At 54.2% G+C, this 25,704-nt stretch carries 24 protein-coding genes; 3 read left to right on the top strand and 21 right to left on the bottom strand.

Annotated features, from left to right (window positions below; all coding sequences use genetic code 11):
* Positions 1-70: 70 nt before the first annotated feature.
* From WBG83_RS01090 to WBG83_RS01110, 5 genes are all read right to left on the bottom strand, one after another.
* Entirely contained in the window at positions 71-931 is an 861-nt protein-coding gene (locus tag WBG83_RS01090) for a fumarylacetoacetate hydrolase family protein (protein ID WP_336741884.1), read from the bottom strand.
* A gap of 119 nt (positions 932-1,050) precedes the next feature.
* Positions 1,051-2,238, bottom strand: coding sequence for an amidase (locus tag WBG83_RS01095; RefSeq protein WP_336741885.1), 1,188 nt, complete (start codon positions 2,236-2,238; stop codon positions 1,051-1,053).
* A gap of 2 nt (positions 2,239-2,240) precedes the next feature.
* Positions 2,241-2,669: a cupin domain-containing protein gene (locus WBG83_RS01100; RefSeq protein ID WP_336741887.1), complete on the bottom strand. Its 429-nt coding sequence runs from the start codon at positions 2,667-2,669 to the stop codon at positions 2,241-2,243.
* Positions 2,670-2,681: 12 nt separating this feature from the next.
* Positions 2,682-3,446, bottom strand: coding sequence for a cysteine hydrolase family protein (locus WBG83_RS01105; protein WP_336741889.1), 765 nt, complete (start codon positions 3,444-3,446; stop codon positions 2,682-2,684).
* Positions 3,447-3,456: 10 nt separating this feature from the next.
* The gene (locus WBG83_RS01110; protein ID WP_336741891.1) at positions 3,457-5,157 is read right to left on the bottom strand and encodes a CocE/NonD family hydrolase; all 1,701 of its coding nucleotides are present in this window, start codon (positions 5,155-5,157) and stop codon (positions 3,457-3,459) included.
* Between the two features lie 545 nt (positions 5,158-5,702).
* Here WBG83_RS01110 and WBG83_RS01115 point away from each other — a divergent pair.
* Positions 5,703-6,188, top strand: coding sequence for an Lrp/AsnC family transcriptional regulator (locus WBG83_RS01115; protein WP_336741892.1), 486 nt, complete (start codon positions 5,703-5,705; stop codon positions 6,186-6,188).
* A 621-nt stretch (positions 6,189-6,809) separates the two neighbouring features.
* Here WBG83_RS01115 and purT read toward each other — a convergent pair.
* The 11 genes from purT to abc-f all read right to left on the bottom strand — a co-directional run bounded on the left by purT (position 6,810) and on the right by abc-f (position 19,101).
* Positions 6,810-7,988 (bottom strand): formate-dependent phosphoribosylglycinamide formyltransferase, encoded by a 1,179-nt coding sequence (gene purT / locus WBG83_RS01120; RefSeq protein WP_336741894.1) that lies wholly within the window; start codon positions 7,986-7,988, stop codon positions 6,810-6,812.
* A 115-nt stretch (positions 7,989-8,103) separates the two neighbouring features.
* The gene (locus tag WBG83_RS01125; RefSeq protein WP_336741896.1) at positions 8,104-10,143 is read right to left on the bottom strand and encodes a vWA domain-containing protein; all 2,040 of its coding nucleotides are present in this window, start codon (positions 10,141-10,143) and stop codon (positions 8,104-8,106) included.
* A gap of 42 nt (positions 10,144-10,185) precedes the next feature.
* Entirely contained in the window at positions 10,186-11,133 is a 948-nt protein-coding gene (locus WBG83_RS01130; RefSeq protein WP_336741897.1) for an ATP-binding protein, read from the bottom strand.
* 62 nt (positions 11,134-11,195) lie between these two features.
* Positions 11,196-12,266 (bottom strand): M42 family metallopeptidase, encoded by a 1,071-nt coding sequence (locus WBG83_RS01135; protein WP_336741898.1) that lies wholly within the window; start codon positions 12,264-12,266, stop codon positions 11,196-11,198.
* 109 nt (positions 12,267-12,375) lie between these two features.
* Positions 12,376-12,900, bottom strand: a complete 525-nt coding sequence (locus tag WBG83_RS01140) for a hypothetical protein (RefSeq protein WP_336741900.1) — start codon at positions 12,898-12,900, stop codon at positions 12,376-12,378.
* A 26-nt stretch (positions 12,901-12,926) separates the two neighbouring features.
* Positions 12,927-13,316, bottom strand: a complete 390-nt coding sequence (gene kapB, locus WBG83_RS01145; RefSeq protein ID WP_336741901.1) for a sporulation phosphorelay system protein KapB — start codon at positions 13,314-13,316, stop codon at positions 12,927-12,929.
* Positions 13,317-13,494: 178 nt separating this feature from the next.
* Positions 13,495-14,259 carry a YheC/YheD family protein gene (locus WBG83_RS01150; protein ID WP_336741904.1) on the bottom strand — a complete coding sequence of 255 codons (765 nt, stop codon included), beginning with the start codon at positions 14,257-14,259 and terminating at the stop codon, positions 13,495-13,497.
* A 198-nt stretch (positions 14,260-14,457) separates the two neighbouring features.
* Entirely contained in the window at positions 14,458-14,901 is a 444-nt protein-coding gene (locus tag WBG83_RS01155; protein ID WP_336741906.1) for a thioredoxin family protein, read from the bottom strand.
* Positions 14,902-15,073: 172 nt separating this feature from the next.
* On the bottom strand, positions 15,074-15,304 hold the full coding sequence (locus tag WBG83_RS01160; protein ID WP_336741908.1) for a hypothetical protein: 231 nt from the start codon (positions 15,302-15,304) through the stop codon (positions 15,074-15,076).
* A gap of 92 nt (positions 15,305-15,396) precedes the next feature.
* Complete coding sequence (locus WBG83_RS01165; RefSeq protein WP_336741909.1) at positions 15,397-17,019, bottom strand: ABC-F family ATP-binding cassette domain-containing protein; 1,623 nt, start codon at positions 17,017-17,019, stop codon at positions 15,397-15,399.
* Between the two features lie 117 nt (positions 17,020-17,136).
* A complete protein-coding gene (gene abc-f / locus WBG83_RS01170; protein ID WP_336741911.1) occupies positions 17,137-19,101 on the bottom strand; it encodes a ribosomal protection-like ABC-F family protein in 1,965 nt (654 codons plus the stop codon).
* 109 nt (positions 19,102-19,210) lie between these two features.
* Here abc-f and WBG83_RS01175 point away from each other — a divergent pair, with 109 nt between their 5' ends.
* Positions 19,211-19,543, top strand: coding sequence for an ASCH domain-containing protein (locus WBG83_RS01175; RefSeq protein WP_336741913.1), 333 nt, complete (start codon positions 19,211-19,213; stop codon positions 19,541-19,543).
* Between the two features lie 207 nt (positions 19,544-19,750).
* Positions 19,751-20,188, top strand: coding sequence for a DUF2269 family protein (locus WBG83_RS01180; protein ID WP_336741914.1), 438 nt, complete (start codon positions 19,751-19,753; stop codon positions 20,186-20,188).
* Between the two features lie 138 nt (positions 20,189-20,326).
* Here WBG83_RS01180 and WBG83_RS01185 read toward each other — a convergent pair whose 3' ends face one another.
* The 5 genes from WBG83_RS01185 to WBG83_RS01205 form a co-directional block, all read right to left on the bottom strand.
* Positions 20,327-20,614, bottom strand: a complete 288-nt coding sequence (locus tag WBG83_RS01185; RefSeq protein WP_336741916.1) for a Dabb family protein — start codon at positions 20,612-20,614, stop codon at positions 20,327-20,329.
* A 69-nt stretch (positions 20,615-20,683) separates the two neighbouring features.
* Positions 20,684-22,420 (bottom strand): DUF6382 domain-containing protein, encoded by a 1,737-nt coding sequence (locus WBG83_RS01190; RefSeq protein ID WP_336741918.1) that lies wholly within the window; start codon positions 22,418-22,420, stop codon positions 20,684-20,686.
* A gap of 12 nt (positions 22,421-22,432) precedes the next feature.
* Positions 22,433-22,948, bottom strand: a complete 516-nt coding sequence (locus WBG83_RS01195) for an A24 family peptidase (protein WP_336741919.1) — start codon at positions 22,946-22,948, stop codon at positions 22,433-22,435.
* Between the two features lie 36 nt (positions 22,949-22,984).
* Complete coding sequence (locus WBG83_RS01200) at positions 22,985-23,602, bottom strand: TadE/TadG family type IV pilus assembly protein (RefSeq protein ID WP_336741921.1); 618 nt, start codon at positions 23,600-23,602, stop codon at positions 22,985-22,987.
* A 52-nt stretch (positions 23,603-23,654) separates the two neighbouring features.
* Positions 23,655-25,703 (bottom strand): hypothetical protein, encoded by a 2,049-nt coding sequence (locus tag WBG83_RS01205; RefSeq protein ID WP_336741923.1) that lies wholly within the window; start codon positions 25,701-25,703, stop codon positions 23,655-23,657.
* Position 25,704: the final 1 nt, after the last annotated feature.

The raw sequence follows: 25,704 nt of genomic DNA on the forward strand, positions 1-25,704 counted from the left end.
CTCCACTCCCCGTCTCTGTTGTTATGAATCTGTTGTTATGAATCTGTTGTTATGAATTGACGCTCTCCTGTTATGCTTGTACCGGGTTAAGCAACGGCGCAAATCCGTCGATCCGGCACTCTACGATATCCCCGTCACGAAGGACAGCCGCTCCAGGGGTGCCGGTCATGATCACATCTCCCGGCAGCAGAGTCATTCCCTGCGACAAATAAGCTACCGTAAACCAAGGGCGGTATTTCATATGAAACACAGTATTGCGGTGCAGCATGCTGCCGTTTTGCCATGTTTCCACTCCAAGGCCGAGCACATCCGGAACCTCATCCAGCGTGACCAGCTGCGGCCCGAAGCTGAAAAACGTATCAAAGCTTTTGGCCCGGGTCAAATAACGCGGGTTCTGCTCATGAATGTCCGCCGCCGTCATGTCCAGCGATGCGGTCAGACCGGCTACGAACTGCGGAGCCTGCGCTTCCGTAATTCCCGAGCAGCGCTTGCCGATAACAATCGCCAGCTCCCCTTCCGCCGTCGGCTTCACCGATTGCCGGGGCAGACGAATCGTATCCCCCGGGCCAATCAGCGCCGTATCCGGCTTCATGAATCCGACCGGGTCGCTGTCCGGCTCTCCCTGCGGCAGCTCGGCGGCAGCCTTCACGTAGTTCATCCCGATGCCCCATATTTTGCGGGGATGCCGGTACAGCGGCGCATAGACAGCCTCGGAATGCGGAACAGCCTCCATATTGTCCAGCTTCTGCTTCCCTTCGCCCGCTGTCCAGCGGCGGAGCGCTTCGAATTCACCGTTCATGAGCAACTCATGAAGCTCCGTACTCCAAAGAGAACCCGTCGTGCGGTTTATCGTATCCACCGTGACCAGCCCTTGGGCGGTAACAATGGCCGCTTCCTCTTTATTTTCCAATAAAACGGTAGCCATTCTCATGGACTATCTCTCCTCTTCCCTGCTCGTCAATTCAATAGCGGCCCGGTTATCACGAACGTCGCCTGCTTACAAGCCATAGATCAACACCGCCTCATAGCAGCTCGCCTTTACTTATCAGCTCAGTCGGCCAGCGGCAGCTGCGCCAGCCAGGACAGCAACTTGCGGTCCTGCCCTTGAGCGGCGATGACGGACAGTCCGACCGGACAGCCGTTCACTTTTGCCAGCGGCAGTGTAGCCTGCGGCAAGCCAGCCAGGCCTGCAATGCAGGTGAGCTGCATCGTCCGGCTGCGCCGGTGCTCCAAGGCTTCACCGGTCTGTCCTCGCAGCGGAGCAATGCCCGGCGCTGTCGGAATGACAAGTACGCCGTCACTGCCAAGCCACTGGTTCATGTGCTCGCGAAATTGCTCCCGCTTGCGGGCCATCGGCTCGCAAACCATATCCTCAATCGTGCCCGCCCAAGCAAAGCGATGCTCGATATCCGGGGCAAAAGCAGGCTTTTCGGTCAAAATCCATTTCCCATGGGCCTGCCATATTTCGCGGCCCTGCAAGGTCCGGAAGGTGAGCGCCCATTGCGGCAGCTGCTCCAGAAACGGCTCCACCCGGCGAATAGCGGCGCCGTGAGCGGTGAACGCTTCAAACAGCGGGAGCAGCGCCTGCTGCGCCTCTTCATCGGCCAAGGACCACAAATCCTCTGCCAGAAACAGCTTTCGGAACGAAGCTACTCCTTCAAGCGGGTTCAGCTTCGTTTCATCCCACAGCACATTCCCTACATCGAGCATGGTTCTGCGGGTACGGGCCATCCAGCCGACCGTGTCGAAGCTTGGAGCCAGCGGGATCAGGCCGTCGGCTGAAACAACGCCGTGTGTCGGACGGAAGCCGTAGATGCCGCAGTACGCCGAGGGGACGCGGACGGAGCCGCCTGTATCCGTACCGATGGCGAAATCAACGGCGCCGGAGGCGACGGCGACGGCCGATCCGCTGGAGGAGCCGCCTGGAATACGGTCCGGCGCAGCCGGATTTACAGGCGTGCCGTAGTGGATATTTTCTCCGTTCAGACTATACATCAGCTCGTCAGTATGCGTTGTGCCTGTAAGCACCGCCCCCGCCCGGGCAAGACGATTTATAACCTCTGCATTGCTGCCAGCCGGCCCATGTGTGCGGAGCCAGTCGGGATTTCCCGCCGCATTGGCATAACCCTGAATATGAAACACGTCTTTGATGGCATAGGTTTTGCCGCTCAGCACTCCTTCCCCTGTCGGTTCTACCCGCAGATCCGGGTCCACAAAAGCATGGTATTTATCCGGCATCGTTACCCCTCCAATCCGCGCAGAACCCTCAAGTCCTCCTCATCAAGCTCGGCTGCAGGCCCGTTCTTTATCAAATCGGAAAACCTCTCATCCGGCACCATCGTTGTCAGTACATAAAGCCGGCCTTTCCCGGTGTTGCGGACCTCGTGCGTATTGCCGGGAGAAACGATGAAGTAGGAGCCGGGACGGATATCGATTTCCGCGTCGTTTACCCTCGCAATTCCTTCACCGGCCAGCACGTAAAAGTATTCATAAGCTTCGGCGTGTTCATTCGGCGGCGTTTGACCGCCTTCATCGAAAATCTCCACAACCGACACGAACGGAGCCTGTTCCCGGTCGCACAGCAGAACGAATTTATTCGAGTCTTTGCTTGATATTTTGTAAACAGGGCATTGTTCGAAATGTCCGGCAAGTACCGTTGGCTGATGCATCTTGATTTCCTCCTATAATGAAGTTTGAATATTCTGAATTAATTGTCCGGAATGGGCCACAAACCCATAGCATTGCTTCACATTGTACAGCGTGGCCTCCGTACAGAAGGACGGTGAATTCGTTACACTGCAGTCCTGAAGCAAAATTGCATCATAACCGAGGTTGACAGCATCCTGCAGCGTCGCCATCACACATTGATCAAGATTTACGCCGGTGAACAGCAGTGTATCTACCCGCAGGTTTCGTAGAATGCTATCCAGAGGTGTATCCCAAAATCCGCTCATCCGGTATTTATCCACCCGAATATCCTGCGGCTCCGGCTTCAAATCGTCAATGATAGCGGCACTCCAGCTATCCTTCTCCAGCACCTTGGAGCCGCTGCCCGGCAAAGGCTTGCCAATCCCCGTGCTTTCGCCGTCCATATTGTATACGTGAAGGACCGACGGGCTTAGGTTACTGCGATCCGGCCGATTGCCCCAATTCACCCATACGACCGGAACCTTGGCCGAACGCAGTACCGGCAGCAGCTTGTTGAGCGGCTCTACCGGCGATTGCAGCGTTTTGTAATCCGCGCCGATATGATCCAGCCAGCCCCCCTCCGAGCAAAAATCATTCTGCATATCGATAACTAGAATTGCGGTCCGCTGCAGATCCATTGTTACCCGCTGCGGTGCGGCATCTATCGTTACAGGTCTAGCTTCCGCAAACGGCCTGCGCAAATCCGCGCTCGTCTGCGATACTGTCCACCCGTTTCTCCCATTCCCTATCGGTTTCACAACCATCGCCTCACTTTTCCATGATAGGAAGCTCCAGATACGACTGGTAGCCCTCTCCCCTGCCGATTGCTACGGTAGCAATTCGCAGCTCATTCACACCGGCCTGATGCACCTGGCCTGACATGCCGTTCGGATGACGTGCCAGCATGGGAAAGGCGCTGCCGGTAAGCTCCAGTCGTATTGATGACCCTGCGTAAAATTCGACCGCCAGCGGCCGCAGCTCGAGGTTCGCCGTTTTCCACTCGTTCGTATCCGTTCCCTGCTCCGAGTCGATTTCCGTGCGCCCCACCGATAAAAACCGGGAGCTGCCGTCCGGCTCGACAATGGTAAGAATCGCCACCAAATCCGTAGGCCCGCCAAGCGTCTGATACGCCACGGTCAGCTTCGGGGCTCCATACACCCTATAGGAGCAAGTCAGCGGCTTGCTGGTGTAGAGCAGCAGCTCATGCCGATCTTCAATCCCGCTCCGATCCAGCGGGGTAAAGGATTCCAGCGGCATCGGCAGCCTCGCGTCGTAGACGAATACATCCGCTGCGCCCGCGCCGGCTTCTTCTTCCCCGCTGGTTAGCCATCCGCCGCCAAAAGCCCCGTTGCTGGGCTGTGCGGTCCCTCCCAGATGCAAGCGCAGAGCCGGTTCCCCGGACCGAAACGGCGATGTCCGCTCCCCTAGCGCACGCCAGCATCGGCTTTGCAGCTCATAATAGCGGACCTGCGGCTCAGCCCGAAGATTGACCTCGGGGTCTTGCTTCAGCCAATAGTCGAACCAGCGAACCTGCTCCAGATGAATGTTGCCATGCGCTTCCGCGCCATGGTCCACCCCGCCTGCGCGCCGTCCCCACGGAATGTGATTCCAAGGGCCCACAATAAGGCGGTAGTGTAAACTGTCCTCCGGACGAAGCTCCCGGATAAGTGCATCGTAGCTTTGCAGCGTCCCCATCAGGAACACATCATACCATCCGCCGATAATAAGGGCAGGAACCGGATTGCTTGTCAGTCGGGGAAGCCAGTTCAAGTGCTCCCAGTACGCGTCACCGGCAGGCCGCTGCGTCCAATCCTCATATGTAGGAAAATATGCCTTTAATATCGGATGCTCGCCGTTTATTGGCGTCTGCAAGAGCAGGTCATCCGGCGTTTTTTTGCGGACCAGCGTGCAGAAATGCTCCGCCGCCGTATCTCCTGCTTTCCTCGCCGCTTCACGAGCCAGTTGAAACGCCCATGGCAAATGCTCCTCCAGCATGAAGCGGCCGTGCGGATAAAACATGCCGTGATACATATCAGCCGCACACATCGCGGGCGCAATAGCAGCCAGATGCGGAGGCTTTTCAGCAGCAGCAGCCCACTGGGTCGAGCCTTGGTACGAAAACCCGTACATCCCGACCCGGCCGCTCGAATACGGAAGCGCGGCAGCCCATTCCACCGCATCGTAGCCGTCTGAAGCCTCATGCACGAACGGAACAAATTCGCCTTCCGACGACCCGCAGCCGCGAACGTCTTGAATAATAACCAGATAGCCACGGTTTGCATACCACGTCGGATGAGCATGAGATACTGTTGATGCAATAGCCTTTCCGTAAGGCTGACGCATCAGCAGCACCGGGAACGGACCCGGCCCTTCCGGGCGGTATACATCGGCGTAAAGGATAATCCCATCCCGAAGGCGGCATGGAACATCCCGCTCTACGAGAACATTTCCAAAGTGCACCGTACTCATCTGCATTCTCCTTCCCAGAAGCAAATCCTTCTCCACACCTTATATGTCATTATATCTCACATACATTTCAGGAGAATTCAGTTCATCATCAACCAAAGTGGCATTTCGATGCATCATTTACGTTTTGCATGTATACCATGACGATAATTTTCATAACGTCGGTGATTTATATTTGCATTATAACCATATGAAAAGCTGAACGTCAACAAAAATATGTTAGATAATATGACTTATGATTTCTGTTTTTGAACTTTTTGTTGCTTTTTGATGAAGATACGTAATATTACCTTACATTTAGATTCCATAACTCGCCTGACACCATTGTCGTTTTTTCTCGAAAAAGCCTGAGAATCCGGTTCGCCTTCCTGTTTTCTCCCCCCGTTCATTGTCACGTCCTTTTCCTGCCGGGGTGAAACCTTTCGAACAAAGAAACTTTATTTTTTTCGGCTTCATATTGATCCGGCTGTAATTTGACGATATATTAAACAATATGCAGCTAGTTTAGACTAATCATAACCATTACGTTATATGAAGGAGGCTCGTCTATGTCTGATGTAAAACTTCTATTCGACGAAAGCTTGACTGCAATTGACCAAATCGACCGAAAAATACTGTCCATCTTACATCATAATGGAAGGTCTTCTTACACAGATATTGCAAAAGAAGTAGGACTGTCCCGGGTAGGTGTCCAGGCACGTATTAATGCACTGGTTGAGAACGGAACAATTGAGAAATTTACGATGGTCGTGAACCCATCCAAGCTGGGAATAGAGGTTTCCGCCTTTTTCAACGTTGAAGTGGAACCCAAGTACTTGATGGAAGTGGCTGAACGGCTGGCCGAGGAACGGTCCGTCACCAGCTTGTACCATATGACCGGACCCAGCAAGCTGCATATGCACGGCTTGTTTGTGAATAATCAGGAAATGGAAACGTTTCTGCAGCAGGTCGTCTATGCGCTGCCGGGGATTATGAGCGTGGATTGTCAAATCTTAATTAAGCGCTATAAGAGCCGGATGGGGATGAAGCTGTAGGGCAAGAGGGACATTGACTTCGTTTGCTGCCTGCTGCATAAGCTCTTGACTTTGTTTCAACAGTTTAATGCCCGCAAGAGAATCTCTTTCCGAGAATTAGCCGTTCAATCATAACTTCAGCATAAGCTCGTAACTCCAATTTTCTCAAAGCTACGACAGCCCGCAAAGCCGCACCGGACATCCCCCTCCTTTTTTGGGAAAAGGAAACGTCTAGTGCAGCTTTTTTTATGTCTACCTTGAATCTTGAACCTTGAACTACTATTCCCGGTGAGCGTAACAAAGACCGTCGTTTCATCCCATCATTTCGTAGCAAGCGGCAAGCCATTACAGCACGAATTTTTCAAGAGCAGCAGCAGCATCGTTATCATTTGAATCGGTTACGTGAGCTGCATGCAATATCCATTGTACGGCTCAACTATTATTTTTCCAATACTACCTAATTTCAAGGGAGGCGCTGGACTCGCTTGAATCATCAAGTAAAGTAAAGGACCTCATTTCCACTCTTCGCGGGAATGAGGTCCTTGTAATAGACAAGCTTGCAACAAGAGCGTGAATCAATTATTTTCGACCTGCAGAACAAAGCTTTTTCTAAAAAATGACCGGCAGGCAGAAAAAAGCTTCCTACAAATACCGGATGCTCAGGGCTTCAGCGGCTTTTCTCGCCTGTTCCCGCGCAGCTTCAACAGAGTCCGCCGAGCTGAGGGCAACAGCCATGCGACGGCCCACCTTCGTCTCCGGCTTTCCAAACACGCGCACCTGGGTATTCGGAACCGATAAAGCCTCGGCAACCCCTTCTACGGCAAAATGCTTGCTTTCCCTCCAGGCCTTAAGTGTATAGGAGGCGCCCGGTGTCAAAAGGCGCACGGTCGGAATCGGAAAACCGAGTATCGCCCGTACATGCAGAGCAAACTCCGATAAGTCCTGTGTAGCCATCGTTACCATGCCTGTATCATGCGGGCGCGGGGAAACCTCGCTGAAATAAACGGTTTCTTTGCCGAGAAACAGCTCTACCCCATACAAGCCGTAACCGCCAAGCGCTTCGGTAATAGCGCCGGCAATGCGCTCTGCTTCAGCAATCTGCTGTTCACTCATGGCATGTGGCTGCCAGGATTCAATATAATCGCCGTCCTTTTGAACATGGCCAATCGGTTGGCAATAGGTAGTTCCGGATGCTGAACGCACGGTAAGCAGTGTAATTTCCGACTCAAAATGAATGAATTCCTCTACGATGACACGCGACTTTTTGGCCCGCCCGCCTTCCATCGCAGCATTCCAGCAGGCTTCCACGTCTTCCGGTGTTTTGCACACGCTTTGCCCTTTGCCCGAAGAGCTCATAATCGGTTTAATAACACAAGGAGTGCCGATGTGCGATACAGCCTCCTTCAGCTCCTCCAGACTATCCGCAAATGCATATTTGGCGGTTGGAAGACCAAGCGTTTCCGCTGCCAGACGGCGAATCCCTTCCCGATCCATTGTCAGGCGGGAAGCGTTCGCGGTCGGGATAACACGGTAGCCCTCCTGCTCCAGCTCGACAAGCGTGGGTGTAGCTATCGCTTCAATCTCAGGCACGATCAAGTCCGGCTTCTCCTGTTCAATCAAGGCTCGAAGCTGTGATCCATCCAGCATATCAATGACATGACTGCGGTGTGCGGCCTGCATGGCCGGCGCGTTCTCGTAGCGATCGACTGCAATCGTTTCAAGCCCGAGACGCTGCGCTTCGATAATCACTTCCTTGCCCAGCTCACCTGAACCGAGCAGCATCATTTTTTTGGCGTTTGAAGCAAAGGGTGAACCGTACATGTTCTCATTACTCCTCTTCACTTATGAATTATTTCTATGTAGGGGGCAGCTTGCAGCACTGCCCGTAGCTCCCGGCGAGCATGGCTTGACAATGACCGGGGTTCACCACAGGCCGCTATACCGCCCCGATAAGCAGCTTCCGCAGCACCTGCGCCATCCGCTGCGGAAGCTCTTCAATGCGGGGGACAATGACAGCTGAACGGCCATATATAGCCCGCATCATTGCCCGGTCCCCATCGGTAATGCTTCCGGCGGCAAGGAATACGCCGAACACCTCAATTCCGGCCCTGCGCGCCTGCTGGACAGCCGCAAACGTATCCGGTATTCCCTCCTGCTCATATTCCGCCGCCGAAGGCCGTCCGTCGGTAAATACGATTAGCACCCTGTGCTTCTCCGACCTCGGGATGAGCCGGGGCAGCAGGCTCCGAATCGCAAAGCCGTCCCGGTTATCCTGCTGCGGCTCCAGCTGCAGCAGCTTTGCGCCGCTATGCGGATGGAAGCAGGCTGCATGATCCATAATGACCTGAAACGTATTAGGCCAATCATGCGAGGCCGCAGTGTCCGTGTCTTCCCAGAATCCGATAACCTCATGCGGGATGCCCAGCGCTCTCAAGGTTTCGTGCATCAGCGCCAGGCCCTGTCTGGTTTGAAGCATTTTATCGGCCATGGAAGCCGAGCAATCCACCAGAAGCAGGAATGCCGCGTCAACCTGCCGATCGGGATCGTGTTTTTTGCGGAACAAGCGGGGCTGGACTTCCGTATACAGCCGTTCCAGCTTCCGCCCCGGACGCCCGAACCGCCGATGCTCATTCACAGCCGTACGCCGGTGCTCCAGCAGCTGCTCAATCGTCCGCTGCAGCTTGCGCGCCAGCGGCCTGACAGGAGGCAGCAAATCCAGATACTGCGAACGCTGCAGGGCGGTCGGAGCCGAAGCGGCGGCAAATATGGCACGCGCATGCCGGTTAACCATTGCCATATGAGCCTCGGCCTCCGGATTTGCGCCCCCCTGCATTGCGGCAAGCAGCGCTTCCGGATCGGCAGGGTCCGGCTGCTTCCCCTGGCGTACACTGCCTGTCGCGAGGGCCAGCGCCTGATCACCCTGATCGCTCATTCGGGCGGGGCCGTTCACCTCCAAATTGGAGGAGAGCCCGGCCTCAATTTGAAACCGCAGGAAGCTGGTTTGCTCCAGCTGCTGCTCAGAGGCATCGCTCCACAGCTCCTGCTTTTCCTCGCGCACATCCGCTTGCTTCGGATCGTCAAACTGCTGATCTCCTTCGCTGACGAACGGGTTGTCCCTTGTCAAATCATCGTAAAGCAGCCCTTCCTGCTGCGGCTCCGCATCAGACTGCTGAACCTCATCGAGCCCAAGGGCAAAATAATCACTGCGCGTATCGCGCTCCACCATGCCGTGCACGCCGCGTTCCACTTGCAGCTCCCGCAGCACCGCCACGAAATCCCGGCAGGCCTGCACAAGCCCGTCTATACCGGAGGCCTGCCGAATCCGCCCCTCGGCAGCAAGAAGCGCCGCAGCTATTGGCGCAGACAACCCTTCGTCCTGTTGTGTGCGCACTGATTCCGCGTCATACAGCAGGGCAAACAGTTGAAACAGCACAAGCTCTGCCGTCTCCTCCCGATCGGCATGAAGCCTGCGCCGATCGGCGTAATAGGCCAGCAGCGTGGCCCGGCGCACCTCTAGCCATTCCGCCGCTCCGGGCCTTTCACGCCGGCAAAGCTCCTCCAGCCGCCACATTTCAGCCAAAGCCAGCAGCTGATTGGCAAGCTTCTCCAGCGGCTGTCCTTGCTGCTCCGAATGGTATGCCTTCACAAGCTTTGTATCTGTGTACCGGCTTGCGCCATAGGCGAGCAGCACCACCTCGCTAAGCAGCCCGGCCCGTTTTACCGCATCAGGAACCATATTCCACAGCTGGCTGACGGTTACCCGGCAGCTGTATCCGGGACTGGCGGTTTCCCTTTGCGAACTGGCATGTGTCGCCGTTATTGCATCCTGAATGGCCGCAGGCTTCAAGCCGGAGCGATCAAGCCTTGCCACGAGTCCAAGCTCCAGCTCCAGTCCGGGGTCTCTGGCCAGTGCCCTGGCCAAATCAAGCAGCTCCATCTGGACGAACGCGTCAAAGGACGCTTCCACAAACCGCATCGGCGCCGCCTCCTGTCCTGTTGTCCTGTTGTGTCCGTTTCATTAGAACAACGTTTTGGCCAGATGGCGCACGGCCGCCTGCTCGCGTTCATCGCTCAGCTTGGATACCATGGCCCGTTCAATCGCTCGCAGCGGCGGCAAGTAAACCGTTAAGTCGCAGGCATCAAGCAGCGCCCGAATGGACGCCGCCTCGTCCGAAAGCTGTCCCATCGCGCAAAGCTCCAAAATATCGGAGGACAGCTGGACAAACCGTTCCAGCTGCTCTTCTCCGGCAAGAGCGGACTGCTCGCGCAGCAGACGCTTCAAATCCTCTCCTTGCAAATACGGCACATCAATCATGACAAAGCGGTTCTTCAGCGCTTCGTTTAAAGGCAGCGTCCCTACATAGCCTTCGTTCATCGCCGCAATGACGCCGAAGCCCGGCGCAGCCCGGACCAGCTCTCCGGTGAACGGGTTCGTCAGCGCACGCCGGTAATCCAGAGCCCCGTTCAGAATCGGAAGTGTCTCCGGCTTGGCCATATTAATTTCATCAATATATAATAAGTGCCCGTGAGTCATTGCCTTCACAATCGGTCCTGGCACATATTCAATCTGCGCCGCTCCTTCGTGCTGAATCAGCGTCTTAAAGCCAAGCAGGCTTTCCGCATCCAGATCCACCGAGCAGTTCACACTATGCAGCGGCTGTCCAAGCAAGGCGGACAACGATTCCGCAAGCTTCGTCTTCCCCGAGCCCGTCGGACCTTTCAGCAGTACGTTTTTGCCGAGCAGCAGGGCTGTTAAAGCATCAAAAGCTATCGCTTCTTCCGGGGCCCGGTAGCCCGGAGTACCGATGAGGGAGCTCCACTTGGCTGAAGCGGCGGCGCTCCCCTCTCCTTCCTTGCCGTCCCTTATTCCCGGCCGCGATTCCGGCCAGACCGACCGCTCCGCAGCCTGCTGACGTTCCGTAAGCAGCCGCTGCAGGGCAGCCGGCAATTGCAATTGTTCCACCATGATTTTCTGCTCCTATTACACCGGCAGCCGGAGCCTCCGGTCTCCTCGTATGTATCTTGATGTTAATATTGTACAATCGTCTCGACGGTTGTCCGATCCGCCGCCTTCACAAGCTGAACAAGCAGCTCCTTGGCTGCTGCGTAATCATCTGTATGGAGAATGGCCGCCGACGTATGAATGTACCGGGAACATACCCCGATGACTGCAGACGGAACGCCGATTCCGTGCACATGAACCGCCCCGGCATCGGTCCCGCCCGGAGACACGAAATACTGATACGGAATACGGTGTGTATCCGCGGTATCCCGGACAAACTCGACCATGCCCCGATGTGTAATCATGCCTTTGTCCATGATGCGCAGCAAAGCCCCTTGGCCAAGCTGGCCGAACGCCTGCTTGTCCCCGGTTGCATCATTAGCGGGACTGGCATCCAGTCCCAGGAACAAATCAGGCCGGATTAGCTCTGCCGCCGGACCCGCACCGCGCAGGCCGACCTCTTCCTGGGCCGTCGCCCCCGAGAAAACGATATTCGGATGCGGCGTTCTCTCAAGCTCCTGCAGCAGTTCGATAGCCAGTCCCACGCCATATCGGTTGTCCCATGCTTTAGCCATTATTTTTTTCGGATTGGCCATTGGAGTGAACGGGCAGATCGGCACGATTTGCTGGCCTGGCATCAATCCCATGCTGCGGGCATTCTCGGCATCGTCAGCCCCTACATCCAGATACATCGCGCCGATCTCAGGCGCCTTGCCGCGGTCCGAATCCTTGAGCAAATGCGGCGGCACAGAGCCGATAACCCCGATAACAGGACCTTGCGGAGTAATGACCTGCATCCGCTGCGCCAGCAGCACCTGATTATTCCAGCCGCCCAGCGGTTGAAACTTGATCAGCCCGCTGCCGGTAATTTGAGTGACCATGAAGCCAACCTCGTCCAAGTGACCGGCCACCATGATCCGCGGACCGTCTTCCGCTCCCTTTTTGACGCCAAAAATCCCGCCGATCCGATCCCGGATGATTTCATCGGCATACGGTGCAAGCCGCTTCTCAACAAACTGCCTCAGCTCCCGCTCAAATCCGGAGGCAGCCGGAAATTCGGTCAAGGCCTTGAATAGCTCAAGGGTTTCTTTATTCATCTGTCATCCTGTCCTTTCTCCAGACTCAGGAATGATTCCGCACCTCAATAGGCCTATCCTGCAAATGAGAATCGTGCTACAGAAAAAACAAACAACCGCCAAACAACAGCTAGCGCCCCGAATCGTTGTTCTTGTCCGCAGCAGGATCTTCCTGATCAGGAATCGTCCCTTCCTTCTTCACACGATCAAGCCGTTCAAACAGCTCGCGGACCTTGGCCTCGCTTTTATTTTCTCCCTGCTTGAATTCCAGCAGCAGTTGCTTGATATCCTCACCCATTTTCTCATACCGATCGGCTTCCTGTGAAGCGCCCGGATCAAACCACACGTAATTGCCTTCCGGCCCGTTGCGCAGGTAAGCCCGCTTCCAATTCACCGGATAACCGAATTCCTGCTCCCCAAAGATGAGGCCCAGCACATCATCGCTTTCTATCGGCAGAAGGTGATGGTACGATTCCTCCTGGTTGCCCTCAGCTACATTCACATGCAGGTATGCATAGTGCAAATAATGCTCCCCGGTCTCTTGGTCCTTTACAATTTCATACAGCTCGTTCGTATCGGACTTCAGCTCTTTTACCGTCTCCAGCCGGGATTGAATCTGTTCACCGGAAACGAGCTGCATTTCCTTGAATGACATGCCTGCCGCTCCCTCTCTATCGTGTATTAAGCTCTAAAATACTCCCGCTGCAAGGCCTCCAGCTCAGACACAGACCGTTCAATCCAGGCGGCCGTTTGACGAAGCCCCTGTAATTCCTTTTCAAGCGCTTGTCTCAGCGAAGCCTGATAATCCGGGACTGCAGCTGACCGGTAAGGACGAATATCAGAAAGCAGAACGTTGCACTTCTCCCGAAAAGCAAGCGCCCGCCGCTGGTGAAAAAATGCAACCTCCGCCTGCATCGGCTGGTGCAAATCCCCTTGTGTCGGATGCTTCACGACAGCCAAAATTTGAACAAGCGCGCGCGGAGAAGATACTTCCAGCAGCTCAGCTACATATTCACCCGTTTTGTAAGACGCTGTCACCAGCATCCCCGGCTGTAAATCCACACTATTCACCGCCAATTCCTCCTATGTACGTCTTCTTTGCTATCTTACCATTGTCGCCCAAAAGAAAAAAGCCCGCCCGGAAGGAAGGACAGGCTCGCTTGATGCATTCCCTTGTGACATGTTCATTTTGCAGCTGACAGCCCTGCATTCAGCTCACGATGGTGCAAACCAGCGTTTCCTTATCCCTTTATCTTTGTCGCCGGTGAATGCCGTGTACAATCCGCGAAATTCGGCGGTACAGCCCCCGTTTGGCGTGGTACCGGAATAACTCGTACCTGGGATTCGTATTAATTTCAAGCAGCCAGATGCGCTGTCTTCGATCAATGGCGAAATCAATGCCCATTTTGCGCGTGCCGTCATATTTGCGGCGGAATCTTCGGGCAATATGCATTCCGAGCCGGTTCATCCGGCGAAGCAAGCTCCTTCTGGGCCGAGCCCGTAAACCAAGACCAGCCTTCAATGCTCTGTCCCAGGTTAGCGGACGTCCGCCACTGCTGAAATTCGTTACGATTTTGCCTCGTGCAGCCAGCTTGCCCATCGTACCCATAATTTGCCACCTCCGTCTCGGACGCAGCAGAAGCAGTCTGAAATCTATCGGCCGTCTGCCCATGGACAGCAAGGAAATCCCGCGTTGAATCATGTAAGAGCGGCCGCCGGTATATCGGCTAACCATCTGAACAACCTGCTGCCGACCGGCAACGGTTGTTTTGCGTGTTCCACTCTGCACTGTATAGCCTGCCCGTCCCCGGCTGATACGCAAAATTCCTTTGCCGAAGGAGCCGAACACAGGTTTTACGAATACAACGCGATGACGACGAAGCGCGGACAGCAGCGCTTGGCGGCTGTACAAACTCGTTTCCGGGATATGACGGCGAATACGTGAATCACGACTCAGAGCCTGATGCCGCCGCCATTTGCTGCGGACATGCCAGCGGGGTGAATGTCCCTTCATGATGTCTCTTCCCTACCTTCCTGTATCCTAGCGCAAATAAAATACCTCATCATTTTATTCCGGCAGGCAGGTCAAGGTATGGTCGGCTGTGGATAGTGGCTATCAAATTCCGCTTTACGGGCTCCCGCCGCTTCATCTGAAAGGGCGTGCTGTCGGCCTCGATATCAAAATCCCATCCCGTTCAACGATTTTCCTTGATTATTCAGGGTACACGTTACCCGATGCTGAAGGCTTTCCAGCATTTTGCAGGCTGAGTATTGCGTTCATCCATGCCCCAGCGTCAGACGCAGCAGGCTGAACCTCCTGAAGCAAGGTGTACATATCCGAAACCGATCGAAGCGCATACTGCTTTTGAACAATCCGGCGGTCGCGGATTATGAGCAAGCACGGCACACTTTGAATTTGCCACTCGGCTACAAGCTGCGGCAAATACAGCACATTCCCGCTCACAATCCTTAAATCAGGCTTTGCTTCCAGTACGATAGACAGCATTCGAGCCGCCAGCTTGCAGGTACCGCAAAATGGGGTATACAAATAGAGCGCCCACGGCGCTTCACCAGATCGCCAGTACAGCTCCCGAAGCTGAGCTTCATTTAAATCCGGCATTGTGAGGGATAGCGGATGTTGATTGTTCGTGCTCATAAGCGGGCACTCCTTTCTTTCTGCAGCTGCTTACGATGTATAGACAAAAGGATTTAACGCATTTGTTATCCGGGAAAAAGCCGCTGATTTAACATGCCTGAAACAGAGAAAAACTCTTTTCCACCACAGGTGAAAAAGAGCCTTCAAATCCGATTTAGAGCCGCGTGTCCGGTTACCCGTCAGCTGATGGAACAGTCGGCGCAGCATCGTTTCCGGAGACATGCTTCGCGGTCGAAGCCGGCTGAGCCGAAGACGCTTGACGGGATTTGCGCCGCCGAACCGGAAGCAGCACCAAGTCAAGACCGTCAAACGATCTGCCAAGCCGCTGCAGCTTAAGCTCCGCTTCTTCCCGAGCCATCGCCTGACCGTATGGCTTACCGCGATAAGCAATGAAATATTTCATTTCATTCCGTCCTTTTTCTTCAAGCCGGCGTCATTGTGATTTGCAAGCTAATGTGTGACTGGGCCGATGACAGCAAGCCCCATCCGGTCCCCTTACTCTGCCGGGTATAAGGTTTGGCGCAGCTGCTGAATATCCGGATTGGACAAATATTCATCATAGGTGCACATCCGGTCAATAAGTCCGTTCGGCGCAATTTCAATAATACGGTTTGCAATCGTCTGCACGAACTGATGGTCATGCGAAACGAACAAGACGGTTTCCTGCGTATCGATCAGGGAATTATTGAGCGCCGTAATGGACTCCAAATCCAAGTGGTTGGTCGGCTCATCAAAAATAAGCACGTTGGCGCCCGTCAGCATCATTTTGGACAGCATGCAGCGGACCTTCTCTCCTCCGGACAATACGCTGGCTTTTTTCTGGGATTCTTCCCCCGTAAACAGCATCCGGCCCAGGAAGCCGCGGATAAAGGTCTCGTCTTGATCCTTGGAGTACTGACGCAGCCAGTCGACCAGGTTGATATCCTGACCGTCGAAATAATCGGAGTTGTCCTTCGGGAAATAGGCGTTTGTTGTCGTTACGCCCCATTGGAAGCTGCCTTCGTCCGGCTCCAGCTCACCGGTAATAATTTTGAACAGGGTGCTTTTGGCAATCCCGTTCGGTCCGACAAAAGCGATTTTGTCTCCTTTGTTCACCACAAAGCTGACTTTATCCAAAATTTTGACACCGTCGATTGTTTTGGAGATGTTTTCCACGGCCAAAATATTTTTGCCTGCTTCACGGTCCGGCTTAAAGTTGATGAACGGATATTTGCGGGTGGACGGTTTAATGTCGTCCAGCTGAATTTTGTCCAACGTTTTCTTACGGCTGGTCGCCTGCTTGGATTTGGAAGCATTGGCGCTGAATCGGGCGATAAACGCTTCCAGCTCCTTAATCTTCTCTTCTTTCTTCTTGTTTGCCTCGCGGGCAAGCTTCAATACGAGCTGGCTTGATTCGTACCAGAAATCGTAGTTACCGGCATACAGCTGAATTTTGCCGAAATCGATATCGGCAATGTGCGTGCATACTTTGTTGAGGAAGTGACGATCGTGAGATACGACAATGACCGTACCATCATAGTTAATCAGAAACTCTTCCAGCCAGTTAATCGACTCAATGTTCAAATGGTTGGTCGGCTCATCGAGCAGCAGGATTTGCGGATTGCCGAACAAGGCTTGCGCCAAAAGAACCCGGACCTTCTCGTTGCCGTCCAAATCTTTCATTAATTTGTCATGCAATTCCGTCGGAATGCCTAGACCGATAAGGAGCTCGGCTGCATCCGATTCGGCCTGCCATCCGTCGAGATCCTGGAAATCGCCCTCCAGCTCGGCAGCGCGCATGCCGTCTTCTTCAGAGAAATCCGGCTTCGCATACAGCGCGTCCTTTTCCTCCATGATTTCATATAGGCGCTTATGGCCCATAATCACCGTTTTCAGAACCGCGAATTCGTCGAACTCATAATGGTTCTGCTTCAGGACAGCCATGCGCTCGCCCGGGGTCAAATGCACATGACCGCTGGTCGATTCGATTTCACCGGACAAAATTTTCAGAAATGTGGATTTGCCCGCGCCATTGGCCCCAATTAGACCGTAACAGTTGCCTGGGGTAAACTTAATATTAACATCCTCAAACAGCGCCCGTTTTCCGTAGCGCAAAGATATATCCGTTACTGTTATCATTACTATACCTGCCTTTATTCTCGAAATAGATGCTCTAAAGGTACATTATACCATAATCGCCTGAGCTTGACGAACATGGGTTTGCGATTCTTGTCCCGATGCACACCAAGCGGCCGTTTACCGGTTTTGCTTATTTTGCTCGATAAGCTCGACCAGCTCGCTAAGCTCCGTCCAGCGGTCCATGGCTTGCTCCAGCTCCGTTGTCAGCCGCTGCTGCTCTTCATAAAGCTCCCGGACCTTGTCATAATCGCTTCCTGTCGTTTCAATCTGTGAAGCAATGCTGCCCAGACGCTCCTCCAGCCCAGCAATGCGCTCCTCAATTTCATCCCATTCCTTCTGATCCTTGTAGGAAAGCTTCTTGGGTACTCCGGCCGCAGCAGACGCTGCGGCCGCGCCTGCTTGTACGGGAGAAGCAGCGCTTTCGTCCTGCTTTGTTTGCACGGACCGCTTGTTATGGCCGGAACCGACGGGAGCTGAATCCATGCTTGTGCGGAACCGCTCCACAGCTTCAGACGCCGTGCCCAAAAAATGCTGAATGCTGCCGCCGGGCTCCATAATAAATAGATGATCAACTGTACGGTCAAGAAAATACCGGTCATGCGATACCGTAATGACAGCACCCGGGAACGATTCCAAATAGTCTTCCAAAATAGATAGCGTCTGGATATCCAGATCGTTCGTCGGCTCATCCAGAAACAAGACGTTCGGCTCCATCATTAAGGTGCGAAGCAGGTACAGCCGTCGCCGTTCCCCTCCTGACAGCCGGCCAATCGGTGTCCATTGAACAGAGCCCGGGAATAGGAACCGTTCCAGCATTTGACCTGCGCTAATCACATCGCCATCCTTGGTCCGAATTTGCTCGGCCACCTCTTTAATATATTCGATGACCCGCTGCTCCGGCTTCATCTCCTGTGCTTCCTGAGTGTAATAAGCCAGCTTGACGGTCGGGCCCGTATCCACCTCGCCCTGATCGGGCTCCAGCCGGCCTGCAAGCACATTCAGCAGCGTCGATTTGCCGCTTCCGCTCGGACCGATAATTCCGATCCGGTCATCCGGCAAAACAATATAGTCAAAATTTTTGAATAATGCCTGACCGTCATACGTTTTGGAAATTCGCTTGGCTTCAATGACCTTCTTGCCCAGCCTGCTTCCCCCGACCGCCATGTCAAGCGCTTCCTCGGGAGCAGCCACCTGCTGGTCGCGAAGCGTCTCTGCCCGATCAATACGCGCCTTCTGCTTCGTTGTCCGTGCCTTGGGACCCCGCGCCAGCCATGCGAGCTCCCGGCGCAGCAGGTTTTGCCGTTTGCTCTCCGACGCCGCCTCCTGCTCCAGACGCTCCGCCTTTTTGTCCAGGAACAAGCTGTAATTGCCTTCGTAGCTGTACAGCTTGCCGCGGTCCAGCTCAAACATGCGGCGAGCCACCCGATCCAGGAAGTAGCGGTCATGCGTCACAAACAGCAGCGCGCCCTTGTAACGCTGCAGTGCCTGCTCCAGCCACAGCACGGTTTCATAATCCAAATGGTTCGTCGGCTCGTCCAGAATCAAAAGATCGGCGGGCCGCAGCAGCGCCCGGGCAAGCGCCACACGCTTGCGCTGACCGCCGGACAGCTCACGCACCGGCTTGTCATAATCCCGAATCCCAAGCTGCTGCAGTATCGTCTTGGCTTCTGCCTGCGCATCCCAGCCGTTCAGCGATTCCAATTGCTGTTGCGCCTTAAGCAATAACTCCTGCTGCAATACGCTATCGGGCTCCGCTTCAAGCGCAGCCAGTGCGTGCTCATAGCTGCGCATCACCTTCATCAACGTGGAATCGCCGTAGAATACTTGTTCAAGGACTGTCGAATCCGGTTCAAATTCCGGCTGCTGAGGTAAGTATTCGACTTGAAAATGCTTGGCATGCAGCAGCTTTCCTTCATCCGGGGACTCCTTGCCGGCCAGCAAGCTGAGCAGCGTCGTTTTTCCGGTACCGTTGACGCCAATAAGGCCGATGCGATCTTTTTCATTAATATGGAAGGAAACATCCGAGAGCAGCACTTTTGTACCGTAGCTCTTGGATAAATGCTCCGCTGATATGATATTCAACCTGTTCAACCCCTGCAAAATTTGGTAAAGTGCGTTTACTGTTGTACAATGTGAAGGGGCTATCGCCCGTTAACGGATTAAAACCGCATCAAGAAGGAGGACATTCCATATGTCAACAGCCGCATTGCCGCCTAAAACCTGTACCATCGAACGTCTTGTCACCAAGCAGGAGGATATCGACCGGGTGCTGCGTGGCGAAAAAACCGCTACCCGCCGCAACGGCCGCTATGCCGATCCTGGGGAAAAGCTGGTGCTCGGCAGCCAGACGTTCGAGGTCACCCGTGTCTATCAGCAATCACTTGGCGAGCTGACAGACGAGCACGCCCGTACAGAAGGCTTTGCCACCATGGAGCAGTACAAGGAATATATCTTGTCTCTCCATGCCGGCATGCCCTGGATCCCGCAAGCAAAAGTATGGGTCCACGAATTTAAGGCAATTTAGCAGAATCCGGCGTCATGTCTCGCTGTTATTGCAGCTAACCGCCGTCATGCAGCAAGCACCAAGCACCGTGTGCCATTAAGCTGCGCTTAAGCGGAGAAGGCTTGACGTCTGACATCCTCAACGTCAGCTCCATCGTTACTCAGCGACAGTGCATTCCGCGGAAGCGGATGTGCTGTCCATCTATTTTATAAAAGGAGGAAGCTCTTCGTGTATTCGGTCTTATTGTATATTCATATTCTCAGCTCTGTGCTCGCGATAGGCCCGTTTGTCGTCATGTTTCCGCTGGTCCGCAAGATGCGCTCCGACACGGAGCCGATGCTTGAGCAGTCGGTGCAATTGTTCCGCTTCGTGGTCCAGCTGTCCAAGCACACCGGCCATGTGCTGGTTATTTCGGGCATTGCGCTGGTCATGCTGCAGGGCTGGTCGTGGAAAACCCCTTGGATATTATGCACCATTATTTTGCTGATTTCCGTATTATTTTTCATGGCCCGTGCTTTTTCACCGACGCTCCGCCGCCTGCTTCAACCGGAATTTCAAGACAAACGCCCGATGCTGCTGGATAAGCTGAACCGTTCGTTATGGCTGTATCTGCTTATTTTGCTGCTGCTGCTCTGGCTCATGGTTGCCAAGCCGAATTTATGGTAGAAGCCGTCCCCCTTCGGGAAACGGCTTTTTGTTTGGCTGCAAATCGGAATTGTAGACCCGAACCGGGCTTCCGGGGAGAAACGGACAAGAGCAGCCCCCTTAGGGCTGCCCGTCACCATTCCCGTCTGCTAGAATTGACTACACCTCGTAATCTACGCTGATGGAAGATTCTCTGTGCTCGGTCATATATTTAATTACTTCCTGATGAACCGGATGGGAATTGTATGCTTTCAGGTCATCCAGAGAATGGAAGGTTGTGGTCAGCGCGATATCATAAGAACGCTCGGAATGAATCACATCTGTTCCTACCTCGATCGAGAGCAGTTGAGGGATCTTTCCTTCCATATCCTTGAGCAGCTGCGCCGCTTCCTGGACGCTAGCAGCGCTGCGGTCTTTCAGTTTGAACAAAACAATGTGCCTAATCAAACGCATCTCTCCTCATCATTGATGATATACAACTATTGTAACATCAAACCCGGTAGAGTCAAACGATTGCTAGTCATTCCTCACCTCATACACCGAATGGACTATACCGAGCCGGTCTCCGCTTTGCAGCGGATACAGCTTGTACGGCGCCATGGTTTCGCCATTAAGCGTCGTACCATTGACCGAGCCGAGATCCTTGGCATAATAGACCGGCCTGGATTCAACCGGCATTGGCACCTGCTCCCGGTGCTCCATGCCCGCTCTATTGGCCTGCGGAGAAGCGTCTCCTGAGGTCGGGGATGCTTTTACAAGCTCCAAATGGGCGCGGGACACCCCAACGGTATCATCAATAATGTCGGCATTCGCTTCATCCCGGCCGATAATAACACTGTCTTTCTCGAGCCGGATAAGCTGATCCTCCTTATTGTTGCAGACAAGGAACCATCCTGCCTCCCTCCGCGCAGGGAACGGCTGTGCCAGCATGCCCGGATGCAGCAGAACGGTTTGTTCAGTCGGGACAATATCCGCAACGGATACCGGCGGATTGGCCTTCTGTTCTCCTCCCAAAGCCGAATAATTGGCCCCCTCAGGGGCTAGATCTGCATTAACGCTTGTCAGACGGCCGGTTGATAGCCCTGCCTCAGCCGATTTCTTTGTACGGGACTCGTTATCAAATTCCCAGTCAGGCCCCTCCGGCTCCAGATCGGAAAGCCAGGTCCGGCGAGGCTCCTTACCGGAAATAACGGGTAACGATGCCGATAATGCCCCATCTCCGGGTTCCGGCTTCATCTCATCACGCAGAGCTGGAATAAGGCGAACCCCTATCCAATGCCCCTGCAAATGCTTCACCCAAATAAAAGCCACATCCGCAATCAGCACCGTCACTCCGGCCGCTGTATACAGCATACTGCTTGTCGGCATAAAGCTGAACAAGCACCAGACCAGCGCAATCATCAGGACCGCGATTACAACCACCCGGCTGCGGACTGAGGAATGCAAATGCCCGTTTGCCATTCCAGCGTTCTGTTTCTTTCCTTTTGCGGATATCCCGGTCTCGGGCGAGGAGGCGGCAGGAATCGAATTCGTTCTTTGTCCCTGGACAGCCGGCTGCTGCAGCTCTTGCTGCCGTACACCGGGAGGAGGCTTGACCCCTGCAGAAGCGCCAGTCCAGCCGAGTCTTTCCCCAGAAACCGCGCCTTCTTCCCCTGCCCCGCTCCGCTGCTTGGTCTGCTTCAACAGCCCCGCCAGCATCATTTTGAACTCCTGCAAATCGAAGCTCCCGCCCTGCAGATACCCCACGATACGCTGCATCATATCACCGCGCATATTATCAATTCGGGGCAATAAACCGAAGACCAGCTGCCGGAACTGCTCCGCAATCGCCGGCTGATCGTCAAACTCCCGGCAAGGGATATACGTTAAGGACAAATCCAGTCCGTCATGCGCGATAAAAATAAATCGTTCGTCCAGCACGAAACGCTGGGGATGAAGCATATAAGTCCGGCTGGTCAGCATGATATCCGTTATTTTCATCAGAAGTCTTACCGTTTCCTCCACACTCATCCGATTAGCTTTCAAATGCTGTCCCAGCATCCGGCGCATGGATAAGCTGTAATGGAGGCGAACCCGATTATCCGTATGCTCAAATTCAAGCGGCAGCAGTCCCGGAACCGGATTCGATTGCAGCATCCGCATTTCGATATACACCAAGTCTGCGGCAGTAAGTCCTTGCGGCTTGTCCAGAACCATTGCCGCTCTGCCGTCTGATACATAATCGACCTCAAATCCCCATATCGTGGCGTTCATCCCGTTCCTCCTTTATCCATGCAGCATCCAAACGGTGGTTACAGCCGCTGGAGCTACTGCGATCATAAACGGAAACCGGAGCATCTCTGCTCTTTCTCCGGGGGTAAACCACTGTACCTGCCGAAATACCGCTAGATTGGCAAAAAATCCGAAAACCCTGATGATTCTGCCCCAAAATTGCTTCCGAAGCACGATCCAGCCAATGCCGGCAAAACCGGCGTAAATAATCGAATACATCATGCAGTGCAGCGTCCATTCAGTCCCGCAAATCGCTCCAATCGCAGCGAACAGTTTCACATCGCCCCCGCCGATACCACCCAGCAAATACAAGACCAGCATAATCCCGAATCCGGCGGCAAGACCGACAGCCGAATAAGCGATTCCAATCCAGCCGTCAGCAAGGGTATGATAGATCAGCCCGGTCAGCATCCCGCTCACAGTCAGCATATTCGGTATAATACGCGCCTTCATATCCGTCACAAAAGCCGCTCCCACAACCGCAAATAGCAGCCATATCGTCCAATCCATCCAGGCCCCGCCTTTCCTTCAGACAAAGCTGCCCGCTTACTCCCCTATCCACACCCGCTCAGCCGCTCGCTCTTTGAGAATAACGGTTTTGGAAAAAAAGGGAATGGGGAGCTTCACCTCAAGCTCTGCTTCCAAGACAAACTCATTCTGGGTATGAAAAAATAAGTCCGGCATCTCTACGTTGGTAACAACCATCCTCTGTCCGGCTTTGGTACCGGAAATTTGGCCGGCCAGATAACGGATTACTGGTGTTGCAGCCTGGTTCAAGGCGGATTGAAGCACCTCCTGGCCCTGGCTTTCCAGGCTTTGCCGAAGCTCCTGCTCGCTTAGCATCAGCTCCACAACGGCGTCCGGCAAATAATCCGCATACTGCTGAACAAAATCCTCAGCCGCCGTTACTTGATTACGTGCTGCCTTGGCCTTGTCCAGCGCCGCCTTAATAGCAGGCTGGTTCCCGATTTCTTGAACCAACACCTCTGCAGGATACCAATGGCTTGATACCTGCATGACAGTTCCCGTGACAGCCTCGTGCAGTGCCGATTGCGCCGATGCCACAACAAACATTGAATTTAACGCAAGCACCAGTGCGAGAAAGAGAGGCAGGACCAGCGCGGCCTCAAGCACAATCCCGCCCCGGTTATCCAACCGCAGCATTGACTGTCCTCCTTCTTTAGCCCCAACACCCTAAAGGGCTGCGGCAAAAAGATTAATACGTCCATTCCTGCTTTTGCTCCATAACAAACCGTCCGTCTGAAGTCCGGCCCTTGAGCACACCGCTTATCGAGAGCAGCTTCATGGCGGCAGGGACATACCAAAGCCTGACCGAGGTTTGCGTTTCCGCCCGCATATACGTGTAAGCAGTCATTAAATCCGCACCGGTATTCAGCTCGATTAGAGCCTGCATCCGGGCGTATAAATGGCGATCACGCGTATGCAGAAGCAGGAACAGACGCAAATAATCGCGATAGTCCAGCTTCAGCTGAGCCAGCTTGGCCGTAAGCTCCACATCGCCGCCCCCGATAAGCTGCTCCACATCGACGACGGCCAGTCCGGCTCCCTGCGCCAGTGCAGCCAGCACTAACGCCTGCGGCCCGAGCGCACCGGCCGCTTTATTTTTCGGATCAAACAACGCCTCTACGGTACGGACAGCCATTCGCACCAGAAACAGCTCACTGTAAGCCGCCCCCAAATTCAATTGGCAGTCCGGCAGCCCGTAAATTAAATATTCCGTCTCCTGCCCCTTTAACACATGCTGCGACGGCTCCGACAAAGACAATTTTTTATCCGCAGCGTGCACGAGATCATAGGTCCGATAATTGAATTGCAGCAATGCATACTCATTCACGAACAGCTCATTGCGCAGGGAAGCAAGCATATCTGTTATTGTGAGCAATCCGGTTAGCTGGGGAGTCAAGCTCCGATCCGGCGATGTATTCAAATCGGGGACCGTGGGGGAGGCTGCCGGCAGCTGCCCGTTATTAGCCGTTACATATTTGCTGAAAGAACCACCGGCTCCCTCCAGCTTGGCATAGCTGGCCGGGTCGGCGCTTCCGCAAACCGCCCCGGCTTTTTTCTTCGCTTCCTCCTGCTTGTCTTTTGCAATTTTTTTCGCTTCATTCTGCGCTTTCCTGCGGTTTTCCGTACTGGCCTGACGCTGCTGCTCCGCCGCTTGCCTTGCATTTACAGCAGCAGTGAGCGCATCCGCGAACCGGTTCAGCTTCTCTTTCAGCGAAGCGGAGGCTTTGCGGCTGTGTCTCGGCAAATCCCGGAGAAACGGGTCAAACAATTGAACCGCTGCGACGGCCTCTTTTTTGTAATCATCGAAATACGATTGTCCGTAAACAGGCAGCTCCTTCAAGGTTTCATACGGGTCCAGCTCCCCGGGCTCCGGACTACTGCCAGCAGCGCCTGCTGCAGATAGCTCGTTGCGAACCCGTTCATCCGCAATGGCTGCAAGCCGCAGCGCAGCGTCAAGCTTGTCGAGCTCCGTCTGCATGTCCTGTTTATCCTGCTGAGCGGAGTCCGCCGTATCATCCAGATAGTCGTTGTATTTGTCCCGGGCTTTATCTACTTGTTCAGCCTCCACATTGGCGTCGTGTTCCAAGTCTTCGATTTTCTCCTCCAGCTTGTCCAGACGCTCCACGGCGCTGTCATACGAGCTTTGCAGAGACTTCCCCTTTTTTTGAAGAGCTAGCAAAATAGACCACGCCAGATCCAGCTGTTCCTCCCGCTGTTCGTTCCAATCATCCAGCCGGTCCGCTGATTCGGCAAAATTTTTCCCGGCTTCAAGCTTGGCTTTCAGCTTGCCCCATTTATCCATCAGCTCCCGGGTAAATTCAATCGGGGCCACATACTTCATTTCCTCCAGTATTTGCCGCTCAAGCACCGTATGGCTGCCCAGATGGTAGAGCGGTGTCAGCCGGGCATCTCCTTCCTGCCTCGTATCCAGCACAGAGAAGGACCCGGCTGCACCGGCGGCTGCCGGAGGCATATTCAATCCCAGCACCCGTCCGAAAATTTGCTGCTGCTTCGCCTGATCAGCAGTCAGCCCGAATAACCCATATTCCTTCAGCTTCGGATTAAAAGCGGACATCGTAGAACGAAGCGCCGCCTTCGCCGCTGTTTCCGATTCGCGCTCCGCCAGCTTAATACGGACAAAATCGATTAAAACAGCCTGAAACATAAAGACAGCCAGCAATATAATGATAAAATATGCAGAAACCGAGCCCTCTGCCGAACGAAGCGGCCATTTCATT

Source organism: Paenibacillus sp. y28, from assembly GCF_037137075.1.
Taxonomy (GTDB): Bacteria; Bacillota; Bacilli; order Paenibacillales; family NBRC-103111; genus JBBBNV01.